Genomic DNA, 22,440 nt, shown 5'->3' with positions numbered 1-22,440 from the left:
ACACCCCACCCACCACCCATCGCTCACACCCGGCGAAGAGTTGACTACGTCACTCGTACGAGGCGCGTCGACCACTCTGAGCGATCATGGCATCGCGCAGGGTTACTCTCGCTTGATGTACATCAGGCGCCAGCCCAGGTCATCCCGGGCCAACCGATCCCTCCGCGCGTGCGGCACGCTGCTCGCCGTCGCCGGACTGCTCGTCTCCGCCTGCTCCGCGGGGAGTTCGACGAGCTCCGCGAGCCCTGCCGGGGCGGCGGCGCTGCGCGCGCTGCCCGAGGCCACCCCGTCGGCGCTGGCCCCGTACTACGGGCAGCGGCCGAACTGGCGATCCTGCGGAGTCCCCGGCTTCCAGTGCGCCACGCTGAAGGCCCCACTCGACTACACCGAGCCGGCCAAGGGCGACATCCGACTGGCCGTCGCCCGCAAGAAGGCCACCGGCCCGGGCAAGCGGCTCGGTTCGCTGCTGGTCAACCCGGGCGGGCCGGGCGGTTCGGCCGTCGGCTACCTCCAGTCGTACGCCGGCATCGGCTACCCGGCGGAGGTGCGCGCCCGCTACGACATGATCGCGGTGGACCCGCGCGGCGTCGCCCGCAGCGAGCCGGTCGAATGTCTCACCGGGCGCCAGATGGACGCGTACACGCAGACGGACACGACCCCCGACGACGCGGGCGAGACCGGTGAACTGGTCGATGCCTTCAAGGACTTCGCGGAGGGCTGCGGGAAGCGCTCGGCGGACCTGCTGCGCCATGTGTCCACGGTCGAGGCGGCCCGCGACATGGACGTCGTGCGCGCCGCGCTGGGCGACAAGAAGCTGACGTACGTGGGTGCTTCGTACGGCACGTTCCTGGGGGCGACGTACGCGGGCCTGTACCCGGACCGAGTCGGCCGCCTGGTTCTGGACGGTGCGATGGACCCGACCCTGCCCGCGCGGGAGATGAACGAGGATCAGACGGCCGGGTTCGAGACGGCCTTCCAGTCCTTCGCGAAGGACTGCGTACGTCAGTCCGACTGCCCGCTGGGCGGCAAGGGCACGACGACCGAGCAGGCCGGCAAGAACCTGAAGGCCTTCTTCCAGCGGCTGGACGCGGCCCCCATCGACGCGGGCGACGCGGACGGCCGCAAGCTGGGCGAGGCGCTGGCCACGACGGGCGTCATCGCCGCGATGTACGACGAGGCGGCCTGGCCGCAGCTGCGCGAGGCCCTCACCACGGCCATGGAGGACAAGGACGGCGCGGGCCTGCTCGTCCTGTCCGACAGCTACTACGAGCGGGACGCCGACGGACAGTACGCGAACCTGATGTTCGCGAACGCGGCGGTGAACTGCCTGGACCTGCCGGCGGCCTTCTCCTCCCCCGAAGCGGTCGAAGACGCCCTCCCCGCCTTCGAGAAGGCCTCCCCGGTCTTCGGCGAGGGCCTCGCCTGGGCCTCCCTGAACTGCGCGTACTGGCCGGTGAAGCCGACCGGCGAGCCCCACCGCATCGAGGCGAAGGGCGCCGCCCCCATCGTCGTCGTCGGCACGACCCGAGACCCCGCGACCCCCTACTCCTGGGCCCGGTCCCTCGCCGCCCAGCTCTCCTCCGGCGCCCTCCTCACCTACGACGGCGACGGCCATACGGCGTACGGGCGGGGCAGCGCCTGCATCGACTCCACGATCAACCGCTACCTCCTGGAAGGCACCCCTCCGAAGGGCGGAAAGCACTGCTCAGGGGCCTGATGGCGGGGCATGTCGGGGGGTGCTCCGAGGCCTGTGCGGAGCACCCCCCGAAACTGTGTAGACTTACCGGCGTTGCCGATCGCACCATAGTTCTGGCAGCGCGCCGCCTTAGCTCAGATGGCCAGAGCAACGCACTCGTAATGCGTAGGTCTCGGGTTCGAATCCCGAAGGCGGCTCCACCTCTGACCAGCGGTTTCCTTGCGGGAGCCGCTGTTCTGTTTTCCGCCTAGTTGCAGTGCTAGTTGCGATAGAACACGCGTTCACCCCCACAGTGCGTCCCCCATCCGCTTCGCCGCATCGTTCGCGAGGACCGACGCAACGTGCGTGTAGCGGGTCATCATCCGCATGGAACTGTGGCCGAGGAGCTCCATCACGACGCGCGGCGAGACGCCTGCCTCGATCAGCAGCGTGCCCGCGGTGTGCCGGTTGTCGTGCACCCGCGCGTCGCGCAGGCCCGCGGCCGTGAGGATGTCCTTGAATTCCTCCCAGTCCATCCGCGGATCGATCGGCTTCCCGTTGGGCTGGCAGAACACGAGGTCGTTCTCCTCCCACAACTCACCGGCCGCCAGGCGCTCGCGCACCTGGTCCTTGCGGTGGGCGCGCAGGAGGGGAATCAGCGGCGGGGGGATGGGCGCCAACCTCTTGTTCTTCCCCTTCGGCTCCCGGAAGACCAGGCCCCCGCCCGTGCGCTCCGGGCAGACCTTCGCGTGCGCCGTGCAGTCCTTCGCGCACGGCTTCGGGCACCCGTTCTTCAGCTTCGCGTGCTGCTTGCAGCCCTTCTTGCACGCCTTCCGGTGGTGCTTCTCCCCACAGGCGTGCGCGTCCTCGCATCCGTGCTGCCACGTCAGCCGTTGCAGCTGCCACCAGATCTTCATGACCCCGGTGTCCAAGTCGACGTACTTCCAGCGCAGTCCGAGCGCCTCGCCCTGACGCAGGCCCTCGGCGAGCGCGACAGACCAGCGGGCGCCGTTGCGCCGGTCGGCCGCCTCGGCGAGCAGCGCGCGCGCCTCCGCCTGGTTGAAGGGCTCGATCTCACCCTCGGCCGCAGACGGCGGCTCGACCATCAAGGCCACGTTGCGGGAGACGATCTCCCGTTGCCACGCCACCTTCAGCGCGCGGGAGAGGATCCGGTGCGTCTTCAGCACCGTGCCTGACGACAACTTGCGCTTGGTCATATCGAGGTACAGGGCGTCGATGTGGGACGCCTCCAGCTTGTCGACGCGGTGCTTCCCGATGCCCGGAAACAGATACAGGCGGCTCTTCGACCGGTAGTCGTCCAGGGTCCGCGGGCTCATGGTCCCGTCCGCGACCTTGCGGGCGCAGGCCGTGTCCATCCACGTGGTCAGCCACTGCTCGATGGTCGGCGGACGGCCCGCCTTCCGGGTCTTGCCCGCGTCGCGCTCGCGCTCCAGCTGCCGCACCTTGGCCCGCACGACGTTCTCGTCCGGACCCATCCGGTGTCGACGGTCGGGGGCACCGTTCGGCTTCGTGCCGACGGTTACCCACCCGTGCCACTTCCCGTCCGCCTCCGAGAAGTAGACGCTGCTCTCGCCGTTGCTCCGACGGCCGCTCACCCCGCGCGCCCCGGCCGCGCTGGTGGGAGGAACCCGCGCTTACGAGCGTCGGCAACCCACCGGTGCACCCGGCGGACCGGCACATCGGTGAGTTCAGCTAGGGAGGGGGCGGGGGGCACGCCAGCCTTCGTGCACCACAGGTAGGCCTCGGCGACGTCCTTCAAGAAGTCGTCCGTCAGGCGACCCTCGGGAGCTTTGATGCGCGGCAGCTTTCCTGTGTCGCTGCCGAGCATCCCGCTTGGCATGGGGTTGAAGTACATCGGCGTGATGTCCTTCGTTCGCTCGAAGTACTCGTCGAGCGTTTCCAGAGGGGTCGGCCCGCTGCCGCGTTCCGTGAACACCTGACGTGACTGGGCAACGGCTTCGCCGATCGAGTCCGTGGGCGCGTTCCGCATAAGCAGGGTGCGGTTCAGCGCCTGCTCGATCTCTGTCATGGGGATTCGGCGCCACGTTCGGCCGCTGAGAACCTCATCTTCCCCTGCTTGGACCACGGCCGTCTTGAGGTCGATCCGTTCTCTGTCTGTTGGGCCAGTCAGTTCGAATTTCAGGTAGACACGCGGCCCACCCTCTTCGCTGAACCTGATCCATCCTCCGGGGCGGACGTCGATGTTCCAGGCGAGTTCGCGTAGTTGCATGGGGTGAGGGTCCCAAAGTGTCACTCAACATGCAACCCGACCCACGTACTTGCGCGACCCTCAGCGACCCAGTACAGTCATAAATGTGTAAGCGACCCGCTTACACGAACGGCCCCCGGCGGTGCGTCAACACCGACCGAGGGCCTGACGGAATCACCTGCGTCAACAGGAGACCCGCTAATGCAGAAGTTTGCCACCCGCCGCGAGCGTCGCGCCCAGCGTCGGGCACTTCGCGCCACCCTCCGCCGCCGGACCAATACCCACCGCGCTGCCAACAAGGCTCGCCGCACCCTGGCCACCGGCACCCCTCAGACCGCCAAGACTCATCTCATCGGCCGTGGTCTCGACCCCGCCACCGCGAAGCGGTTCGCCGGAGCCTTCTCACGCGGTGTCCAGCCCACCGCCACCGCTGAGACCGCCGTGAAGCTCAAGGGGCGTGCGCGCAAGACCGTTGCCGTGAAGCTGTACGACACCGCCACGTTCGCCGCACGCCTGGCCGCCTACCGGCCCAAGGACGCCACGGCCGCCGCCGCGTTCGCGCGGCTCGCCCTGGAGGTGGCCGCCTGATGACCACCCCGAGCCGTACCCCCGACGCCGATCCGATGCGGACGTGGCTGACGCGGCTGTCCCTCGCCGCCGGTATCGCCTTCACCGCGCACGCCGAATATGCCCTTGCCCGCACCCTGGGGGCGGATCCGTTCATCGCGGCCATGCTCCCCGTGTCCATCGACGCGTACGTGGTGGCCGCTCTGCGGTGGTTCCGGGCGCTCGACATCATGCTCAGTCTCAGTCTGATGAGCGCGGCGCAGGTGGCCGCTCACGCCCTCGACGCCCGCGTGATCGCGGTCAGCTTCGAACTCGTGGTGGTCGTCTCGCTGCTCGTGCCGGTGGCGCTGTGGCGCACCCATGCCCTCGCCCGAGGAGAGGAGACGGTGACCGCTCCTCCCGTGGCGTACGCCCCCGTGCCGGTGGTCACCCGACCGTCACCGACGCCGTTCGTCTGGGACGACTACGTGAGATCCGGAGTGACCGCGAAGGTGACCACTTCCCTGCCCGCTGCCACCCCCCGTCAGGTGGTCACCGAGGTGGTCACCCTCACCCCTGCTGAGCTGCGGAAAAGGGCGCTGAAGCTGAACCGGGAGGTGGTCACCGAGACCGGACGGCCGGTGACCATCGACCGACTGCGCGATGAGCTGGGTCTGTCCCGCCGCGATGCTGCCGAACTGCGCCGCGAGATCGTCGAGGGGAAGCGGTCATGAACATCCCCGACCGGACCCCGCCGCAGTACCACGTGCCCCCCATCGGGATGACCGCCGACGGACAGCCCATCTACCCGTGGCCGGTCACTCCCGCACCGGTCACCCCGGCGCCGCTGAAGGCGCATCCCGTCGGCGCGTACGTGGCTGGTGGCTGCCTCGGCGTGTTCGCCCTGGCCATCGTCGGCACGGTCCTGGTGGCCGTCCTTATCGGCCTGTCCATCGCCCTGATGGTGCTGGCTATCGCCGTCGTCGCCCTGACGATCTGTGTCCTGGTTCTGCGCTCGATGTGGCGCGACTACCAGAAGGGCAACTGACCGTGCCGAAGAAGGTCAAGCTCACCGCGTGGGAGAAGGCGCAGATCGTGCGCCTGGAGATCAAGGGCCTGAAGCAGGCAGCCGCAGGCATCACCGACCAGCCCGACCTAGAGAAGCGCATTGAGCGCATCAGGGACGGCGCCCGCAGGCGCGCCAACGGCAAGTAGCAGCGCCCCGGGGACGGCGTCCACCGCCAAGCAGACCGTCGCCCCCGGGTCTTCCGTACCCCAGACGAGGCAGGAAGCCCCCAGCATGACCGATCTTCTGATCAAGACGCCACACGCCCCGATCGCCGAGGCGTCCTTGACGCATTCCGAGCGACGCCGCGCCCGATACCTCAAGCTCACCCGAGCCGCCCTCAACGACGAACGCGTCCGCTCCGTAGGACGCCTGATCGTCCGTCACGGCGCGTACGCCATCGGAGGCACCAGGGCTCTGGCACGCCGTGCGTGGGACGGCCGTACCGCCGCCCGGTACGAACGAATGATCCGGGCAGCCGAATCCGCGGGCCTCATGGAAGAGGTCCGGGAGTGGGAGGCACGCGGCCACGCCTTCCGCGAGGCGCGCCACCGGCGGCGTATGGACCTCCTTGCCGCCCTGTTGAACGCCCCCAAGGCCATCGCGTCCGCCCTTGCCACCGGGGCGGGGGTGCTGCTCCTGCTCGGCCTGCTGCTCGCGTGGGCGAACAACGACGTGAGCGACGTCCTCGCCCCCGCGCACGCGGTCATTGAGACCGTGCGCCTGGTGGCGCTCATCGCGGGTGTGGTGTGGGATCCGATGCTGTTCGCCCTCCCGTGGATCGCTCTCGCCGCCGTGTGGGCAATCGGCCGGCACTCTCGCACGGCGCCGCAGTGGGCGCTCCCGCCGCACCAGCGTGACGACGGCGGACCGGTCACCCCGTCCATCGTCGTCACCGCGTTCCGTGACCTCGGTATCTCCGCCCTGCGCCGAGCCATTGAGGACATGGGCGACGTCGGCGCGGCAATGCTGTCGCCGATCGTCATGGCGGGGTGCGGCGTCGAGGTCGACGTGACGCTGCCCTCGGGGGTGTCCACGGACGAGATCCAGAAGCGGCGCCGGAAGCTTGCCGAGAACCTCGGCCGTCATGAGCACGAGGTGTTCGTGACGATCCCTGAGGCGGCCCGTACGGTGCGCCTGTGGATCGCCGACTCCGGCGCCCTCGACGAGCCGATCGGTCCGTCTCCACTCGTCACCGACCCCGACAGCCGCGCCGACTACCGGACGGGGCGCGCCCCGTGGGGGCAGAGCCTGCGGGGCGACGCCACGGCCGTCAGCCTCTACCAGCGGCACCTACTGATCACGGGTCTCTCGAACCAGGGCAAGACCGCAGCCCTGCGTGCCCTCGCCCTGTGGCTCGCCCTCGACGCATCCGTTGAGTTCTGGATTGGTGACCTGAAGGGCGTGGGCGATTGGGCGATGTTCGAGGGGCTCGCCTCGGTACTCATCCAGGGGCCGACCGACGAACACGCCTGCGCCGTCACGGAGATGGTGGAGGCAGGCGTACAGGAGATGGAGCGCCGTCTGATGGCGCCTCCGGGCTCCGTGTTCGACCCGCTCGTGATCCTCGTGGACGAGGCGCAGGTAGCGTTCATGAACCCCGTCAAGGGTCCCGACGGCCGCCCGTACGGCGGGAGCAAGGCGACGAGCCGGTACTTCATGGCCGCGCGCCGGATCCACAACCAAGGTCGCGCCGTGTCCGTGACCCTGTGGCAGGGGACGCAGAACCCCACCGACCAGAACCTTCCGGTCCTGGTTCGGGAGGGTGCCCACATCCGCTCCTCGCTCGTCGTGGGCACGGAGTCTCAGTCGAAGATGGCGCTCGGCGACAAGGCCGTGGACGGCGGCGCCGCTCCTCACCTGCTGCGCCAGGGGCTCGACAAGGGGACGCTCGTCGTCGCCGGTGACGGAGTCGAGCTGGAACCGGGCCAGTCGTCCATCACGATCCGCACGCACTTCATCGACGACGAGCAGGCGCGCGAGATCACCAACCGGGCCAAGGCCGCGCGGTCCGGTGTCGCCACGGTGCACAAGCTGACGCCCGTGCGCGACGTCGACCCGTTGGCGGACATCCTGACCGTGCTCGGCACCGAGCCCCGCATGCGCACGCAGGAGGTTCTCCAGCGCCTCGCCGAGCGGGATCCGGGCACGTACCGCGAGTGGCACAACTCGGATCTCCGTGAGCTCCTCGAAGGGTTCGACGCCGCCCCGCACAAGAGTGACGGGGTGATGGTGGTCGACCGTCAGAAGGTGCGCGACGCCCTCGCCGAGCGCGACGCCGCGTAGAGGGAGGCGCGAGGGGGCAGGGAGTTCTCCCTGAGCGCCTCCCTGCCCTTGCCTCCCTGGCCTGACCTGCGAATGCACGTCGTCAGGGAGGCCAGGGAGGCGCCGTCAACGGACCGCCGCCAGGGGAGCCGGGGGCAACCGCGGTGGGCCCCTGAGTCCCTCCCTGACGCACAGCATTGCGCCCCGCTCTCCTCCGGGAGGGCGGGGCGCATTCGTGCGTTCGGAGCGGTCAGGATCCGACCGGTACGCCCCTGCTCCACAGTTCCTCGGCATGCTCGGCGAACCGGGAGAACATGCCGCCGTCCCCCTGCCGACGCAGGTGGAGCAGCGGGGAGTCGTGACCGACCAGACGCGCCAGATGCGGCGTCACCATCGCCTGATCGTCGAAGCGGAACACCGACAGGCTCACATGGTTCACGGCATCGTCCGGGGCGCTGAAACGCGCCTCCAGCCCTTCAAGCGGCCCGAGACGTTCCAGTGCCTCAAGGGTCATGCGGACGCGTGTGGAGACCGTCAACGCCGTGTCCTCGATGGCCTCGCGCTGCCTGGTCACCTCGCCCTCGGGGTCTCCTACGAGGAACCGCACCCGGCACCCTGATTCGATCTTGCGACGTAGGGTCTCGGGGAACGTGGGGACGGACGTCCAGAAGAAGTAGTTCGTATAACCGCTCAGGTAGATCTCTTGCGTGGCGCCCTCGATCAGCTCGGACCACACCGTGTTGGGGCACGCGGATCGGTACGGGTACGACTGGACGATCTCTAGGTCTCCGCCCGTCTTGATGCGGTCCTTCACGATCTTGGGCCACAACATCTCTTCGTCCACTCCCAACGCTTGGGCAGCGTCTTGCCTGTTCCGAGCGTGCGGTACGAGATCCTCGTCTGCGATCCACCGCTCGATCGTCTTGCCAGTCACACCGATGCGCGCAGCGAGGCGCCTCGGTGACTGTCCGGCCGCATCCATAGCCGATCTTAAGGCTGTGTTCAAGGCTCCCCCTGCGGACGTTTGGGCCTTTTCCAAGGTAGCGCCCGGACGTCTCAACTGTCCTTGCACAGTGGCCAGATACGTCCTCACGCAGGCGCAAAGATCGGTGCATGGATGACGACGAGGGCCCACTTGCGCCCGCGTGCCCCGCCTGCCGCGTCCTAGTGATTTGGGACGACGTGACGGGCGAGTGCATTCACTGCGGCAAGCAGCTCAAGGACAAGAACGACCGGCCGTACCTGGTCCGGCTAAAAGCAGACAGACGACGCGCAACGACGTTGACGGAGGACTGAGCGACGAACTGCCCGAACTGCGGAGCATGGGCCTACCAGGACAACTTGGGCCGGTGGATCTGCTCCAACCATTGCGGCTGGGAGACCGGAGTCATCCCGGCATTAGGAGGTAGACATGAACTGTCCGAACTGCGGCGGAGCGACTCAGCAGGGACCGGGCGGAGGGTGGCTCTGCGGCAACTGCGGATGGCAGAGCGGCTACGCGCCCCCGCCGCGGGTACTCTCGGTACATGACTCAGCAGTGGTCACCGGAAACCGTGTCGGCTGACACCACGACGTCCCCGACCGGGGCGGAGATCACCACGACCGAGTGCCGGGGTTGCGGCGCCATGGTGAGCGGCCTCAACGGACGCTATGCCTGTGGTGTCTGCGGCTGGGTCAACGACTGGTCGGAGGGGCACACGGAACTGCCCCGAGCCGAGGACGATCCGGACTACCCGGGACGACACTGACAGACGACAGCGCCCCCTCTCCCTGAGTTGCCGGGAGCGGGGGCGCTGTCGTGTTCGTGGTCAGGCGACCTTCAGGCGCTCCGTCAGGGCGCCGCCCATACCCCGCTGAAGGCTGTGTATGCGGGGGTCCGCCACACGGGCAGCCGGATGTTTGGGGCCGAACTCCGCTTTCGCCACCTCGGCCGTGGCGTACTGGAGCAGCGTGTCAGCGGGCACCGGACCCCAGTCCGTACCGGCGAGGCGCAGAGTGCCGGACGATCCAGCTCCCGTGTCGTACGTGGCGTCCTCGTCACCGAGTGGCAGCCCGAGAGCGGCCAGACGGGCGTGTACGGAGCTGACAGAGGCGTTGTGGTCCCGCAGGGCACCGACGAGTTTGAGCAGCGCCTGAGTGGCCTCACGGTGCGCCTTGCCGACCGCCCCGGCGGAGTCGGACAGCGTGGCGCCCAGCGCCTTCAGCTCGGCCGCGTGCGGCTTCTCGGTAGCCTTCCGCGCCTTCAACGCCTCATCCTGCCGAGTCTTCGCCGCCTTCAGCTCCTCGGCTGCCTGGACTTCCCGCTCGATCATGGCCGCGACGTCGTCACGGGCGGCCATCTTGGCGTCGTGACCCCGCTCCCGCGTCTTGGTCACACGGGCTTCCGCCTGCTCGATGTCCTCGTCGGTGATCACGCTTGCTGCTCCTTCAAAGCGGTGGGGTCAGGCGATGTACCTGCGGGCGTGCATGCGCCACGGCTCGGGGTCGGCGTACCGCTGCGTCTCCACCACCTCCGGGGCCGCGAGGGCGAACAGGGCGCGCGCCTCATGGATGGATCGGATGGCATCGGGGTCACCGGCCATTGCGGCGTCCTGGTGCTCGGCGAGGGTGCGGACGTACGCCTTCGACGCCTCGACGGCCATGATGGGCGCGGACGCCTCGTACGTGGCACGCACGGTGTGCATGTCCATGGGTTCGGCCGTCGCCATTTCCGCCCTCTTTCCGTCATGGCCTGACGGCCGAATGAATGCACCGAGGCACTTGATTTCGCCTTACACATTCTAGCGGTTGACGGTGGGTCAGGGATAGAGAATCAGCAAATGTCAACCCCCGCGAGGGTTGACAAAATTACCTCGAATCCTCTTGATCTTGGGCGCGCGGTATCGTGCAGAATGCATGCCGGAATACCCGCTATATGGATTCCGACATAACGGGCAAATGGTTCACGGGGAAGCGGGAGACCATGGCGTTGAATTCCTCGGCGATCCTCGACGCCGTCGCCACGCACGCAATGAGCCTCGGCCATTTTCAGAGCGTCACCCTGCACGAGCCACGGGCGGTCACGGGCAACGGCATCGCGGCGTGCGTCCTGGTGGAGAGCATCACGCCCATCCGGTCCTCAGGCGCGGCCATGACGTCCGTGCGCCTGGAGCTGATGGTCGGGATCTACACGACAACGCTCACCGACGCCGACACCGACAGCATTGACGCGGTCCTGGGCGAAGCCGCTGACGCCCTCATGGAGACGTACACCGAAGACTTCACCCTTGGCGGTCTCGTGCGCCAGGTCGACATTTTCGGCGCGTATGGCCAGGCGCTGGGCGCGCGGGCCGGGAACTACATCCGGCCCGACGGCAGTCCGCCCCTGCGGGTGTTCCGTGTGACGCTGCCGCTGATCGTGGACGACGTGTTCGCGCAGGCCGCGTAGACGCAACGCGAGGGGCTGGAGCGCCCCCTGAGGGGCCGTAGGCCGCAAGGCGGGGGATTAGCCATCCGGCCCCGCGTACGGCCGCCTGAGGGGCACTCAGGGCGCCGGACGGATCAAGGGCGGCCAGCCGTCCGCCCTGGCGTACACGCTGCCGCGCTTGCCTGCCACGACGGGCGTGAGCGTCGCGTCGTTCGACTCCAGCCAGACGAGGTCGACCCGCACCCGGTCGCGGTCACGGGTCCGGCGGACGTTCCGGACGCGGGCGCGGGTGAACGGCGAGACGACGGAGCATCGGGCCAGCACCTCGGCGCCCACGGTCGGGACGATGCCGGGCGCGATGTCTCCGTATCGGAACCTCAAGCGGTGCATGCGACCTCCAGGGTGCGGCGTCCTGCATCCATGTTAACGATCGTTTATCGCGCGTCCGGCCCGTCGCGGGGTGCCGAAGTTTTGGATTCGAGGTGCACTTCTCCCTGAACGCAACGGTCCGGCACCTCGAAAGCGATCTCGCTAAAAGTAACTGCCCCACTCCCCTGCGTCACCGTCACGATGCGTGACCACTCGTCACGATGCTCCACATGATCACGTCAAGAGGCCAGGCCTGACATCCATGTCATGTCATGTTCTTCACTGTTCCGTTGTGACCCCGGACATGCAGCAGCCCCGGACGATGGAATCCGTCCGGGGCCGTCGGGCTCTGGCTACAAACCGATCCCCACGAGGGGCGACTCGGTGACGCGGTCCGCATCCTCCATGTACCCGAGCAGGGCGCGTGACCCATCCGCCCATCCACCCGTACGTCCGATGCGGAGCATGTCCGCACCCGCCCGCCGTGCTGCCGTGGCGAACCCACGGCGCAGCGAGTGCCCCGTCCACTGACCCTCCAGGCCGGCCGATGCCGCCGCCTTCTCCACTACCTCGGCTGCCGCCTCCTCGGTCATGCGCCCGGCAGGGTCACCGATGGCGCGGCCGTGGCGCAGCATGGGGGGCGCCACGTGGCCGTGCCTGCTGACCCGCACGAAGAGCGGTCCCTCAGTGCGGCCCTCCTGTTCCAGTGCGGCCAGGTAGGCGTTTACTGCCCTCACGGGACACGTGGCCGGACGGCTGCCGTACAGCACCATGTTGTCGGTGTGGTTGTGCGTCTTCTTGCGGTAGACCGAGATGTCGATGCCGTCCTCGGTGCGCAGCAGCTCCTCGATGTTCATGGCGACCAGCTCGCTGACGCGGGCGGCCGTGGCGAAGCCGAGCAGCATGAGCGCCGCGTCCCGCTTCCCCTTGAGGGTGTCCCGGTCCAGGGTGGCGAGCAGCTTGCGCAGGATGTCGGGGACGGCGGCCGAGGCCTTCTTCGTCTTGGCAGCCTGGTCCTTCTTCACGGCCAGCTCCGCCTTGTACGCCTTGAGTACGCGGCGTGCCCCCTCCTGTACCGGCTTGGCCATGCCCACCTCCTCGTGCATGGTCGACACGGCGGCGATGGCCCGGTCGATCGAGGAGGGTGCGGCGGGTCGTCCAGTGCGGGGACGCGGCGCAGTTGTCATGTGCTTGACGTACACGGTGAGCAGCTCGGGGGTCGCCGGTAGCGGAGTGTGCCCCTCCGCCTGGCACCACCGCATGTACTCCTCGCGGTCCGCCCGGTACGCGCGCAGCGTCGAGTCCGGGCGCGTGCCCTCCACGGCAGCGCGAGCGGCCTCGGATAGTTGAAGACTCGACGAGCCTGCTTCGACGATCTCCGCCTCGACCACTTCGTACCGCTCGACCTCACCCATCGGGCCCCCTCTTCTAGCTCTTGAGAAGTCAGCTTATCACGAGCTAGCGCCTAGGCCCGATCTGACTGCGCAACAGATATAACGATGAAACAACGGGGCCTGGCGGCGCCGTCGCGAGGTAGCTGCCCCCTGCACGCAACATGTTGAGGATTCAAATACGCACCCCGGGCCTGTTCGATAGGCGGAAAAGTTTTCACCAGGCGAACACGGTCCTGCGCCTAACGTGGCGCGTTCTGTTCGGCCAGTCCATGGGATCCGGGACGCGGAGGGTGGGCAGATCGGGCTAAACAGTAAATGCAGGCATATGGGTGGACGGTACGCGCCGGGTGAACGATCTTGACGTTCCCCTGATGGTGGCAGGTGTCACGGCTACCCGATCGCGGTGCTCGCTGGCCCGCTTGACGGTGGGCGCGGTTGCGGCATGTGGGGGTTAGTTGCCCCGGGGGCTACTACGTATCCCCCCCAAGGGGTTTGCAAACCCGGTTAGACGGAACCAAATAACCCCTCTGACCTGCGACGATGGGTTAGAGGGGGTTAGGTTAGAGGGAGGGTTAGTTGGAGGGGTTAGAGGGTTGTCTAGACCACAAACCCAATTAACCCTCTGACCTGCGACGATCGATGATTTGACCGTTCCGCCCCTTAAAAACCCCTGATTACGGTTTGCGCCTCGAACGCAGAAGGCCCCAGCACCCGGAGGGCTGGGGCCTGTTCGCTGCCTGGAGGTCAGGAGGGGAGGGGAGGCGTCACCACGGCGCGGTACCGGGCGCAAGGCCTGCCACCCTTGCCCGTCGCGGGCCGCTCGGACGCTGCCGCGTCCTGGACGACCATGCTGCGATTGATCATGTCGTCGACACGGACGCGCAGACGCTCCTTGGGGATGGTGCACCCCATGTCCTGGAGCCGTACGTACAGCTCGGCGATGCTCAGCGCCTCCGGCGAGTTGCAGAGCGCAGTGTGGATGTCGGTGATGTCGTACTCGCGCGTCTGGTCCGCGCTTCCGAGCTTCTCGATCACCTTGGCCTGCTTCTCGTCCAGGAGAGCCTGTGCGTCCCTCTCGCGGGAGAACGTGACGAGGACTGACCCGTCACCTTTTGTGCTGTCGTACGTGGCATAGGCGGCCACGGAGCCGACCTCCCCGGCCTCGCCCTGGTTGTCCTTGGCGAGCTTGAGCGTCACGAGGCCCTTCGACCCCTTGGCGGGCTGCTTCACCACCTCGGCCAGGTACAGGGCGCCCTGCATGGCGCCGTACATGCGGTGGGAACCGGCCTGCCTGTCCTGGTTCTCGTGGCCGACGTGACCGACGAACACGCCCGTCGCCCCCCGCACCGTGAAGGGCTGCATGAGGGTGCGCAGCGCGAGGTCGGTACCACTCGGCTGGTTGACCTCGCCGCCTAGGGCGTTGATGGCAGGGACGAGGGCGTCCAGGGTGACCAGGCCGGTGTTGGCGGTGAACTCCTCGGAGATCTTCGAGCGCTCCTCGTCGGTGCGGACGATCTTCAGCTGAGTGACCACCATCTCCCTCTTCGCCCCCGCGTCCACGAGGCGCCGGATGATCATCTGGTTGGAGTTGTTGTCGAACTCGTGATGGACGACGTTCTTCCCCAGGCGCATGGTCTCGACCTTGAGCCGGGCCAGGATGAGCGACTTACCGATACCGGAACGCCCGAAGAGGCCGTTCGTGGTGCCCTCGTAGAACAGACCGCAGTCACAGTCGGAGAGGTACCCGAACTTCGGCCGCCGGTCCACGCTGTCGCCCGATACGATCCTGTCGAAGATGTCCCCATATGCCTCCTCGGGCTCCTCGACCTGGAGCTCCCTGGCACGGCGCTTCTGGGCCTTCTCCTTGCCGACGATGTCGGTGTAGTGGTACTTCGCCCGCTGCTGGATCTCGGCCATCTCGGCGAGCATGCGGCGGTCTTCCTCGCTGGTGTCCGCGAGGTACTGGAGCCGCTCCTCCTCTTCGATGTCGCTGAGGAGCCGCCCCGGAACCTTGGTCGAGGTGAGGGTTTCGGGGTCCCAGACGTAGTGGAAGTCCCCCGTGGCCTGCTCGGCAGGTCCAGCAGATTCGGCCGGCTCGCCCACCCCCCGCTGCTTGGGCAGGCTGACCACGTTGCCCATGCTCGGCATCTCGCCCGACGTCTCGGCGATCCGCTTCTCGAAGGGGAGCAGTTCACCCCCCGTGTCGCCGTTCGCTGCCCTCTGAAGGTCGTTCACGTAATCGTCAACGCCGTCGATGTGCGGCTGATCGTCTGCGGCGGACTCCTCTGTGTTCACCGGGCCACCCCCCGGTACGCCGAGCGGATCGTCGCGATGGCGTTGCGCTCCTCGCGGTCGTCCCACGGCTGCGCGGCGGCGAGGATGTCGCGCTCGGCGGATTCCACGGGCCACCTGCCCTCTTCGTACCGGTGGGCGGCCCAGTAGATCTTTTTGTTCCAGTTGCCGAGCTGATTGGCTTCGTGGACGACGCGCAGGACGCCTGTGCGCCACCGGTCCATGAGCGAGAGGTCGATGACGGCAGCCCCGTGCCCCCGCCTGGTGCGCGCGTAGGTGCGGCGGTGGACGGCCTCGAAGCCTTCTTCTGCCTTCTTCATGCGCTTGCCGCCGACCGGGTCGAGCGTGTTGTTCAGCTCGACGAGCAGTTCGACGAGGCGCTTCGCCGCGACCTTGACGGGGCGGTCCTTCAGGACGGTGTATCCGGGGGACGGGTAGCAGCCGCGCCAGTTGTTGACACTGGCTAGGACGTCGACCCGGTACTCGTGGCGGTGGTGCATGGTCCGCTCAATGCGGATCACGGGGTGCTGCTTCAGGACGATGTGGCAGCCGCAGGACTTCGTGCGTTCGGTCCAGGAGTCGAGGTAGTCGTCCAGCTCCTCGGCCTTCATGCCCCGTGCGGCGGCCTCACGGTAGAGGTCGTCCAGGCCGTACCGGCTGTACGTCGGGGCCCTGGTCGCCGAGTTCGGCTTGCCCTCGACGGCGACGAACGGCGTGCCGTCCGGGCTGTCGAAGTAGGTCTTCATGTCGCAGTCGATGACGAACATGTCGTCCAGCCACGGCATGTGGGCGATGTCCTTGGCAGCGCTGGGGTAGCGGCCGAACGCACCGGACCGGAGCAGCTCGCGGTCGTAGTCGGTCAGTTCGCCATCGACGATGCGCCAGGCCTCGTCGAGAGTGAACACTTGGCCGCCCCACCACCGCGTAGACCAGTCGCGGTCGCTTTTGGCCTGCCAGCCGTCGCCCTTGATGGTCTCCGGCAGAGGAAACAGCGGCTTACGCGGCTGCTCCTCGCCCTTGTGGTCGACGAGACCGGCGCGGTACACGGGCATCCGGGACCAGTCGTCACCCCAGTGGATCGGGAGTCCCGGCCCCTGGTCGGCGACGTCGTCGACCTTGTCAACCTCAGGGTTACAACCCGGGCCGACATCTATTACGCTCACGATTGAGCGCCCTCTCTGTGCAGCGAGCGGCCCCGGGAAGACTGCCGAGTCATCCCATCCGGGACCGTCGCGAACGATTGGGTGTGCGCCCCCTGCGGCTGCCGGTGCGACCAACACCAGCGATCAGCAGGGGGCTTACTCATGCGGCCAGGGCCGCCGCGCGCTGACGGGCGCGGTACCGGTACAGCGGGGCTGCGATCCGGTCGTGGTCCTCCGGTGCCCACCGCATGCCGATCCTGATGTTGAACAGCGGGTGTCGGCCCTGCCGGTACGCGAGGATCGCGGCGCCCTCGTAGGTGTGCCGCTTCTCGTGCGGCACTTCGCACAGGACGACCGCGCGCGGGGCGTGGTCGAGAGTGCGCAGCCACCGGACGTACGCGGGGTTCCTGCGCTCGACGGCGGGATCGAGCCGCTTTGCCCACGCGCGGTACACGCGGTGCTGAGCGTTCTGCGCGGTGCCGATCCACACGAACCTGCCGTCTTGCCGGGGGACGGCGTAGATCTGGGAAGTCTGCGGTTCGGGGGTGTCAGGCGGGGCGAGAGTAAGTATCATGGGGCGTGTAGCTCCTTACGGGTGGTTGGGCGAGACAAGTCCTCGGGTGGTCGCGCGGGCGATCCGGGGACTTCGTCATGTCGGGGTCATGCGGCCTCTGGGTGCGCCGCACGATCGCCGTGCGACTCCTCGCCGTTCTGCTCAGCGTCGAGCTGCTGCACGTACTCGCGCAGGGCGTCGGCCGGGACGCGTCGGGAGCGGCCGATCTTCACGCTCCGCAGCTCGCCCGACTTGATGAGCGCCTTTGCGGTCGTCATCCCTATGCAGAGCTGCTGCGCGACCTCGTCGGTCGGGTACAGGATTCGGGACATGGCTACCTTCCATGCATGTCGACCCACCCACAGTGGAGGCGGGTCGGGTTACATGCCAGAACGTACAGGGCCGCCGCGAGCCGCGCAAGTACGTGACCCGCTTACATGCTAAGGGCCTTGGGCTGCCCTGCAGACGTCTGCGCGCGCAGTTGCATTCCTAGTTGCGGTTCGCCCTCGGTCGCAGCGGTTCGCGGAGCGAGAAAAGGCCAGTTGACCAGCGCATACGACCCGTGGCGCACTGCCGCGACCGTTCAGTATGGAAACTCGTAATGCGTAGGTCTCGGGTTCGAATCCCGAAGGCGGCTCTGTAGAAGCCCTAGGACTCACTCGCCGTGACCTGGGGCTTTTGCTTTTTCGCGGATGCGGCGGCGACGGCGAGCACGAGCCGCGCGGCTATCAGCGGTCTCAGTTCTGGTCTCAGTTGCGGGTTCCGGCTGGGGCATGAAGTGGTCTCCCATCCGGCGCATGGCGTCCTTCGACAGGTGTGACCTTCCTTTCATGTACCGCCGTGTCTGACTGATCTGTGTGTGCCGCAGGATCTCCATGATCGTGGGCATGTCGACCCCCAGCTCGTTGAGGATCGTGCCTGCGGTGTGGCGGCTCCCGTCGTACAGGCGGCGGTCGTCGATACCCGCTTCGGCGAGCAGGTCTTTGAATGCCGCCACTGGGGGTGGAACAGCTCCGCTTCGAAGTCGAGTAGGTCCACCGCAGTCCCGCTGCCCCGGTCAGGAATCCCCCGCCTGGCTGGGGTCTGTTCTTGCCCGCGGGGCGTCCCGCCTCGCACCGTGTCAGATCTTGATGACGTGGACCCCCGGGCCGCACAGCATGTGGAGGTCCTCGGGGTCCGAGGTCAGGACGGTAACCGGGGCAGGGGAGGCGAGTGCGGTGGCGGTCACGATGGCGGCGAGGGCGTACTTGTGGCCGTGCAGGCCGGCCGCGGCGAGCAGCTTGCTCGCGTGGCGGGCGATGGCTTCGGTGGGCGGGACGATGTTGACGCGCGAGACGGCGTAGTCGAAGCGGGCCTGATTGGTCTTGGGGTCGCGGGCTTCGACGAGGGTGACGGAGCTGGTGACGACGCGGATGTCCTCGGCCTCGGCGGCAGCCAGCCATTCGGTGAGTTCGGGGGTGCGTCGTACGAGTTTGGACAGGCCTTCGCGGTCCAGGACGAGGGTGCCACTCATGCCGCGTCAGCCGAGCCGGCTGCGTCGCTGCGCAGGAGTGCCCGCTTGGCCTCGACCGCTGTCTGATCCACTGGCCCGTGCTCGGTCTCCGCGTCTTCGATGAGTTCGCGCAGGCGGTCCCGTTCGAGTTGGCGCTGGATGAGGGCTTCGACGTAGGCGGACATGCCGCGCTTGCCGGTGCGTGCCTTGAGGGCGGCGATGGTGCCCTCGTGGAGGGAGACGGAGACCGGGCGGACGGGGCCTTCGCCGGGAGCGGGGTCGGAGGTCGTGGCCATGGAGCCATATTAACAAAACTCTTGTTAATGGGTGGGGTGCTCCTGTTGCGTGCGGCTTGACCGGAGGCAGGTGGTGGATTGCCTCGCGGGGTACAGATCCTCTGTGATCACCAAGCGCGACGATGCGTCCCGAGGACTGACACGTGAGGAACTGCTCGCGCTGCCCGCGGCCGTGGCCCTGGAGACGGCGAACCGCGTGGTGTCCCTCGGCCGCACCACGGGGTACGACCTCGCCAAGCGCGGTCGGTATCCGTGCACGGTCCTCCGTCTGGGCAACGCCTACCGGGTCGTCACCGCCGACTTGCTCAAGGTGCTCCACATCGACGTGCCCGAGCGCACAGGCATCCGAGAGCCGACGGCTGCGACACCCGAGGCGGAAACGGGCGGCCTCTTGTCGAGCTGCTGTTGTTGCTGTACCAGGCCGGTTCATCGCATTGCCAGGAGGTGGGGAGCGCGGGGAAGAGGAGGCTGACGGCCGGGAAGTGGCGTGGGAAAGGCCAGGTCAGAATTCTTCTGACCTGGCCTTTCCGTTGTTCGAGTCGACCGTTCGAGTCGACCGTTCGAGTCGACCGTTCGAGTCGACCGTTCGAGGCGATCGTTCGAGGCGGTCGCTCGAGGCCGCGTCGGACAGGGACCCTAGCCTGCGTCCCGCACCGTGCCGGTGAGTAGCGGGCCGCCCTCCTGCGGCTCGCCGTTCTCGTCCCAGGTGGTCAGCTGGATCCGCAGGGACTCCTCCGGCTCGGGCAGCCCGTCCGTGGCCGTGGGTACGGTCACTTCGGTGGTCAGCTGCCCGGCGGGGATGGAGGCGGACAGGTAGAGCTCTTCCACCTGGGACAGCGGTCGGGACGGGGTCGGTGACTCGCCGGTGTTCTGTTCGAACCAGTCCGGGTCGAGGTCCGTGGTGGACAGTTCGGTGCCACCGCTGACCGGCAGGAACGCGGCGTTGAACCATATTTCCGTGTCGGCGACCGCGGACTGTGTGATCCGCCAGGTCAGGCTCTGCCCTTCGGTGACCCGGTCCGCGACCGGCGTCGCAGTGAACGTGGGCATCGGGTCGTCGTTCTCGACGCTCACGCCGCCGCGGTGGGAGCCGACCACCGCGCCGCGGACCGCCTTCACGAACACATTGTGCGACGTGCCGTAGCCGAAGCGCGTGTTGCCCTGTACGTCGACCGGCACATCGATGCTGCTGCCGGGGCGCACGGTCAGTACCCGGGACGTGGCCTTGTCGCTGTCGGGTTCGGCGACGAAGAGCCGGACCTGGCCGCTGCCCTGCCCGGAGACCCGCACGGGCACCCGGTAGGTCCGGACTCCGGAGTCGCCTTCCTCGACCTTCAACCGGCCGATGTCCACGCGGGGCAGCACGGCCGGCCGCACTGCCGCCATACCGGGGCGCCAGCCCCAGGCATCCATCAGCCATGCCTGCCCGGACTGGTTGCGGGGGGTCAGTTCGAGGGAACTCACCCGCTTCAGGTCCAGTCCGGCCCTGCTCGCGGCCGTCAGCGGTACGCGTACCTCCCGCCCCCAGTACGAGGCGGTCCGGTCGGTTCCCGGCAGTCCGTCGACCCGGATCCCGCCCAGTGTCGCCTGCTTGCCCGTGGCGTCCGTGAGGGACACGTCCATCCGGGTGCCGGTGGTGTTCGGCGGCACGACGACCCGCAGGGCCAGCGCCTCGGCTCCGGCCACGGAGACCGGCCGCGCGGGACGTACCCGTACCGCGGAACCCGGTGCCGACCAGTCCAGCGCCACGGCGTGGCGGCCCGGTTCCGGCGACGTCTCCCACTGGGCGAAGTGCGGTGACAGACCGGGCACATCGGGGTTCAGGCAGGCGGCGGCCGGATCGGTGTCCACCTGTGCGCACAACCGGCCGCCGTCCACCGAGACCGAGGAGTCCGGCAGGAACGCGGCCGTGCGACGGGCTCCGACGGCGTGGGTGAGTACGCGCGCCGGGTCCGCCGACGCCGCTCGCACGTTCGAGCCGTCCAGCAGCGGACGTACCCGGTCGTCCCCGGCGACGAACAGCCGGGCCGCGGCGGCTATGTACGTGGAACCGGCGGCCTGCTGCCGGTCGGCGGTCAGCCGGGTCGCGGTGCCCGGGGAGCAGACCGGGTCCGGCGCCTCCTCGTCGTGCCAGAAGTCGTCGTCGGCCGGTGCCTCGGCCTGGCCCGGCGTCCACTCGCTGTTGAAGAAGTTGTGGTTGGCGCCCACCATGTAGACCGCGCTGTGCAGGGCGGCGCCACGGCTGACGCCGCGTGTGCCGTCCACGTAGATCTCACCCTGAAGGTCGGACACGTCGCCGTCGCAGCCGGGCAGGATCGTCATGGACGGCACCTCGGGAGCCGGGTTCTGCCCGAAGACGGTGGGGCCGATGAGGACCGTTCCGCGGATCTTCCACCGCACCGGACCTCGGTAGCCGTCCTGGTCGGCAGGCGGCTTGGAGAGGCTGTCCATCGCGGCCCGGTTCACGCCCTCGCCGCCCCGCGAGTGTCCGACCAGGAGCACTCGGGACAGGTCGGCCCGTGCGGTGGTCCGTACGATCCCGGGTGCCGCGGCCCGCCCGGCACCCGACCAGTCCGCCCAGTGGGCGAGGTGCTGTCGTACCAGGGACGAGCGGGCCTGCGCTCCGCCGTCCTCCGCCAGGTAGTCCTGACCGTTGATGCCGTTGGCGGCGATGGACACCGTCACGTACCCCTGGGACGCCAGGAGTTTCTGGTCGTGCAGGTAGCCGCGGTGGCTCGGTATCGGCTTCGAACCGGTGGGGCAGGGCCACTCGCCGAGCACGTCGCCATCGCCGCCCTCGGTCGTGAAGCAGGTGGAGTGGCGGCCGTGCAGGAACAGGGCCAGCGGTCGGCGGCCCGGGGCTCCGGCCGGCGCCACCACGGTCCCGCGCATCTCCACCGGGGCGGGGAAGCCGGGCAGTCGCACCGACTTGAGCTCGTACTCGCCGGTGGTCGTCCGGTACGCGCCGGGGACACCGGGGTCGACGGGGTTGGCCGGCGGCAGGGCCGACGGCTTCACCGCCGTCGTGGAGCGCCGCCGTTGCCGGTCGGCCGTGGTCCCGTCTCCGTCGAGGCGGCGCCCGCCGGCCCGCACCTGTAAGTCCGTCACCGGCCCGAGGCGTACGCCGTCGAGGCTGAGGTCGAACGTACGCCGGTCCTTGTCGGCCATGGGCCGGCCGAGCAGCCGGTCCCCGGCGTAGAACTCGACGGCGGCGTCGCCCATGGGCACCGGGCTGGTCGAGTGCCAGGTCAGCTGCCGGCCGGAGCCCGTGTCCGTGATCTGCCAACCCGCTGGAAGCCTGTTGTCGGGGTCGGCCGACGGCGCGGGCGGTACGGGATCGGCGGCCGGTTGAGCGTGCGCCAGTCCTGGCGACCCCACCATCACCGCGAACAACGCCGCAGCGGCAACTATCGTGCGCCGGGCATGGATCAAGGTTCCCCTCCTCCTGGTTGGCTCCTGTGCCCGGGCATCCGAGTCGTCCCAGGTGTCTCGGGAGCCTCGTGCATCCCTGAGAAGAAGATGAGAACCAAGGCCAAAGGGTTGCTAAGAGTTGAGTTCTCGCAGCGCGAAGTGGCCCCAGGCGGGGCGGAGTTGGCCGACGCGTGGATGCCCCGGGCTGCGGCCGGCGTGGTGCGGCGGTGCTGTCAGCTGTGCGACTCGCGTGCCGTGCGCATCCGGTTGGGGCGCCTCGCCTGCCGCGTGCATCCGGTTACT

At 68.3% G+C, this 22,440-nt stretch carries 22 protein-coding genes, 1 tRNA gene and 2 pseudogenes; 10 read left to right on the top strand and 15 right to left on the bottom strand.

From position 1 onward, the window contains the following. Positions 1–115: 115 nt before the first annotated feature. Positions 116–1,717: an alpha/beta hydrolase gene (locus GAS53_RS13425; RefSeq protein ID WP_151477748.1), complete on the top strand. Its 1,602-nt coding sequence runs from the start codon at positions 116–118 to the stop codon at positions 1,715–1,717. 102 nt (positions 1,718–1,819) lie between these two features. Beyond that, positions 1,820–1,896, top strand: a tRNA-Thr gene (locus GAS53_RS13420). Positions 1,897–1,977: 81 nt separating this feature from the next. On the opposite strand, the gene GAS53_RS13415 is transcribed toward GAS53_RS13420, so the two are convergent. Beyond that, positions 1,978–3,291 carry a tyrosine-type recombinase/integrase gene (locus GAS53_RS13415; RefSeq protein WP_225858896.1) on the bottom strand — a complete coding sequence of 438 codons (1,314 nt, stop codon included), beginning with the start codon at positions 3,289–3,291 and terminating at the stop codon, positions 1,978–1,980. Beyond that, positions 3,288–3,926 (bottom strand): hypothetical protein, encoded by a 639-nt coding sequence (locus GAS53_RS13410; RefSeq protein ID WP_151477747.1) that lies wholly within the window; start codon positions 3,924–3,926, stop codon positions 3,288–3,290. Before GAS53_RS13410 ends, GAS53_RS13415 begins: the two co-directional genes overlap by 4 nt. Positions 3,927–4,106: 180 nt before the next feature. Between GAS53_RS13410 and GAS53_RS13405 the strand changes: the two genes are divergently transcribed. The 5 genes from GAS53_RS13405 to GAS53_RS13390 all read left to right on the top strand — a co-directional run bounded on the left by GAS53_RS13405 (position 4,107) and on the right by GAS53_RS13390 (position 7,803). Continuing rightward, positions 4,107–4,493, top strand: coding sequence for a hypothetical protein (locus tag GAS53_RS13405; RefSeq protein WP_151477746.1), 387 nt, complete (start codon positions 4,107–4,109; stop codon positions 4,491–4,493). Further along, the gene (locus tag GAS53_RS55110; protein ID WP_192583091.1) at positions 4,493–5,185 is read left to right on the top strand and encodes a hypothetical protein; all 693 of its coding nucleotides are present in this window, start codon (positions 4,493–4,495) and stop codon (positions 5,183–5,185) included. Before GAS53_RS13405 ends, GAS53_RS55110 begins: the two co-directional genes overlap by 1 nt. Next, positions 5,182–5,499 (top strand): hypothetical protein, encoded by a 318-nt coding sequence (locus GAS53_RS13395; RefSeq protein WP_151477745.1) that lies wholly within the window; start codon positions 5,182–5,184, stop codon positions 5,497–5,499. Before GAS53_RS55110 ends, GAS53_RS13395 begins: the two co-directional genes overlap by 4 nt. Before the next feature lie 2 nt (positions 5,500–5,501). Continuing rightward, positions 5,502–5,666, top strand: coding sequence for a DUF6257 family protein (locus tag GAS53_RS55105; protein ID WP_192583090.1), 165 nt, complete (start codon positions 5,502–5,504; stop codon positions 5,664–5,666). An 85-nt stretch (positions 5,667–5,751) separates the two neighbouring features. Further along, positions 5,752–7,803: an ATP-binding protein gene (locus tag GAS53_RS13390; protein WP_151477744.1), complete on the top strand. Its 2,052-nt coding sequence runs from the start codon at positions 5,752–5,754 to the stop codon at positions 7,801–7,803. Positions 7,804–8,032: 229 nt separating this feature from the next. On the opposite strand, the gene GAS53_RS13385 is transcribed toward GAS53_RS13390, so the two are convergent. After that, positions 8,033–8,614: an XRE family transcriptional regulator gene (locus GAS53_RS13385; RefSeq protein WP_151477743.1), complete on the bottom strand. Its 582-nt coding sequence runs from the start codon at positions 8,612–8,614 to the stop codon at positions 8,033–8,035. A 694-nt stretch (positions 8,615–9,308) separates the two neighbouring features. Between GAS53_RS13385 and GAS53_RS13380 the strand changes: the two genes are divergently transcribed. Beyond that, positions 9,309–9,530, top strand: a complete 222-nt coding sequence (locus GAS53_RS13380) for a hypothetical protein (protein WP_151477742.1) — start codon at positions 9,309–9,311, stop codon at positions 9,528–9,530. Between the two features lie 60 nt (positions 9,531–9,590). Here the strand turns inward: GAS53_RS13380 and GAS53_RS13375 are convergent, their stop codons facing one another. Both GAS53_RS13375 and GAS53_RS13370 read right to left on the bottom strand, forming a co-directional pair. Further along, complete coding sequence (locus tag GAS53_RS13375) at positions 9,591–10,196, bottom strand: hypothetical protein (protein WP_151477741.1); 606 nt, start codon at positions 10,194–10,196, stop codon at positions 9,591–9,593. Positions 10,197–10,223: 27 nt separating this feature from the next. Next, entirely contained in the window at positions 10,224–10,490 is a 267-nt protein-coding gene (locus GAS53_RS13370) for a hypothetical protein (RefSeq protein WP_151477740.1), read from the bottom strand. A 206-nt stretch (positions 10,491–10,696) separates the two neighbouring features. Here GAS53_RS13370 and GAS53_RS13365 point away from each other — a divergent pair, with 206 nt between their 5' ends. After that, entirely contained in the window at positions 10,697–11,209 is a 513-nt protein-coding gene (locus tag GAS53_RS13365; protein WP_151477739.1) for a hypothetical protein, read from the top strand. Between the two features lie 96 nt (positions 11,210–11,305). Here the strand turns inward: GAS53_RS13365 and GAS53_RS13360 are convergent, their stop codons facing one another. The 9 genes and pseudogenes from GAS53_RS13360 to GAS53_RS13320 form a co-directional block, all read right to left on the bottom strand. After that, positions 11,306–11,578 (bottom strand): hypothetical protein, encoded by a 273-nt coding sequence (locus GAS53_RS13360; protein ID WP_151477738.1) that lies wholly within the window; start codon positions 11,576–11,578, stop codon positions 11,306–11,308. Positions 11,579–11,910: 332 nt separating this feature from the next. Beyond that, positions 11,911–12,972: a tyrosine-type recombinase/integrase gene (locus GAS53_RS13355; protein ID WP_151477737.1), complete on the bottom strand. Its 1,062-nt coding sequence runs from the start codon at positions 12,970–12,972 to the stop codon at positions 11,911–11,913. Positions 12,973–13,695: 723 nt separating this feature from the next. Further along, positions 13,696–15,246: a hypothetical protein gene (locus GAS53_RS13350; protein ID WP_151477736.1), complete on the bottom strand. Its 1,551-nt coding sequence runs from the start codon at positions 15,244–15,246 to the stop codon at positions 13,696–13,698. Then, positions 15,243–16,406 (bottom strand): hypothetical protein, encoded by a 1,164-nt coding sequence (locus tag GAS53_RS13345; RefSeq protein ID WP_151477735.1) that lies wholly within the window; start codon positions 16,404–16,406, stop codon positions 15,243–15,245. The genes GAS53_RS13350 and GAS53_RS13345 overlap by 4 nt, the downstream gene beginning before the upstream one ends. A gap of 139 nt (positions 16,407–16,545) precedes the next feature. Continuing rightward, a complete protein-coding gene (locus tag GAS53_RS13340; RefSeq protein ID WP_151477734.1) occupies positions 16,546–16,959 on the bottom strand; it encodes a hypothetical protein in 414 nt (137 codons plus the stop codon). A gap of 86 nt (positions 16,960–17,045) precedes the next feature. Next, positions 17,046–17,270, bottom strand: coding sequence for a helix-turn-helix domain-containing protein (locus tag GAS53_RS13335; protein WP_151477733.1), 225 nt, complete (start codon positions 17,268–17,270; stop codon positions 17,046–17,048). A gap of 323 nt (positions 17,271–17,593) precedes the next feature. Next, positions 17,594–17,926 (bottom strand): annotated as a pseudogene (locus tag GAS53_RS13330) (tyrosine-type recombinase/integrase); the annotation flags it as partial. Between the two features lie 132 nt (positions 17,927–18,058). Further along, positions 18,059–18,451, bottom strand: a complete 393-nt coding sequence (locus tag GAS53_RS13325) for a type II toxin-antitoxin system VapC family toxin (protein WP_151477732.1) — start codon at positions 18,449–18,451, stop codon at positions 18,059–18,061. Further along, entirely contained in the window at positions 18,448–18,726 is a 279-nt protein-coding gene (locus tag GAS53_RS13320; protein ID WP_151477731.1) for a hypothetical protein, read from the bottom strand. Before GAS53_RS13320 ends, GAS53_RS13325 begins: the two co-directional genes overlap by 4 nt. 103 nt (positions 18,727–18,829) lie before the next feature. On the opposite strand from GAS53_RS13320, the pseudogene GAS53_RS13315 reads away from it, so the two are divergent. Continuing rightward, positions 18,830–19,042 (top strand): annotated as a pseudogene (locus GAS53_RS13315) (hypothetical protein); the annotation flags it as partial. 320 nt (positions 19,043–19,362) lie between these two features. On the opposite strand, the gene GAS53_RS13310 reads toward GAS53_RS13315, so the two are convergent. Next, positions 19,363–22,158 (bottom strand): alpha/beta hydrolase family protein, encoded by a 2,796-nt coding sequence (locus GAS53_RS13310; RefSeq protein WP_151477730.1) that lies wholly within the window; start codon positions 22,156–22,158, stop codon positions 19,363–19,365. Positions 22,159–22,440 lie beyond the last annotated feature (282 nt).

It is taken from the genome of Streptomyces albicerus, from assembly GCF_008905045.1.
Lineage (GTDB): Bacteria > Actinomycetota > Actinomycetes > Streptomycetales > Streptomycetaceae > Streptomyces > Streptomyces albicerus.
This window is presented reverse-complemented; position numbering and strand designations above follow the sequence as displayed.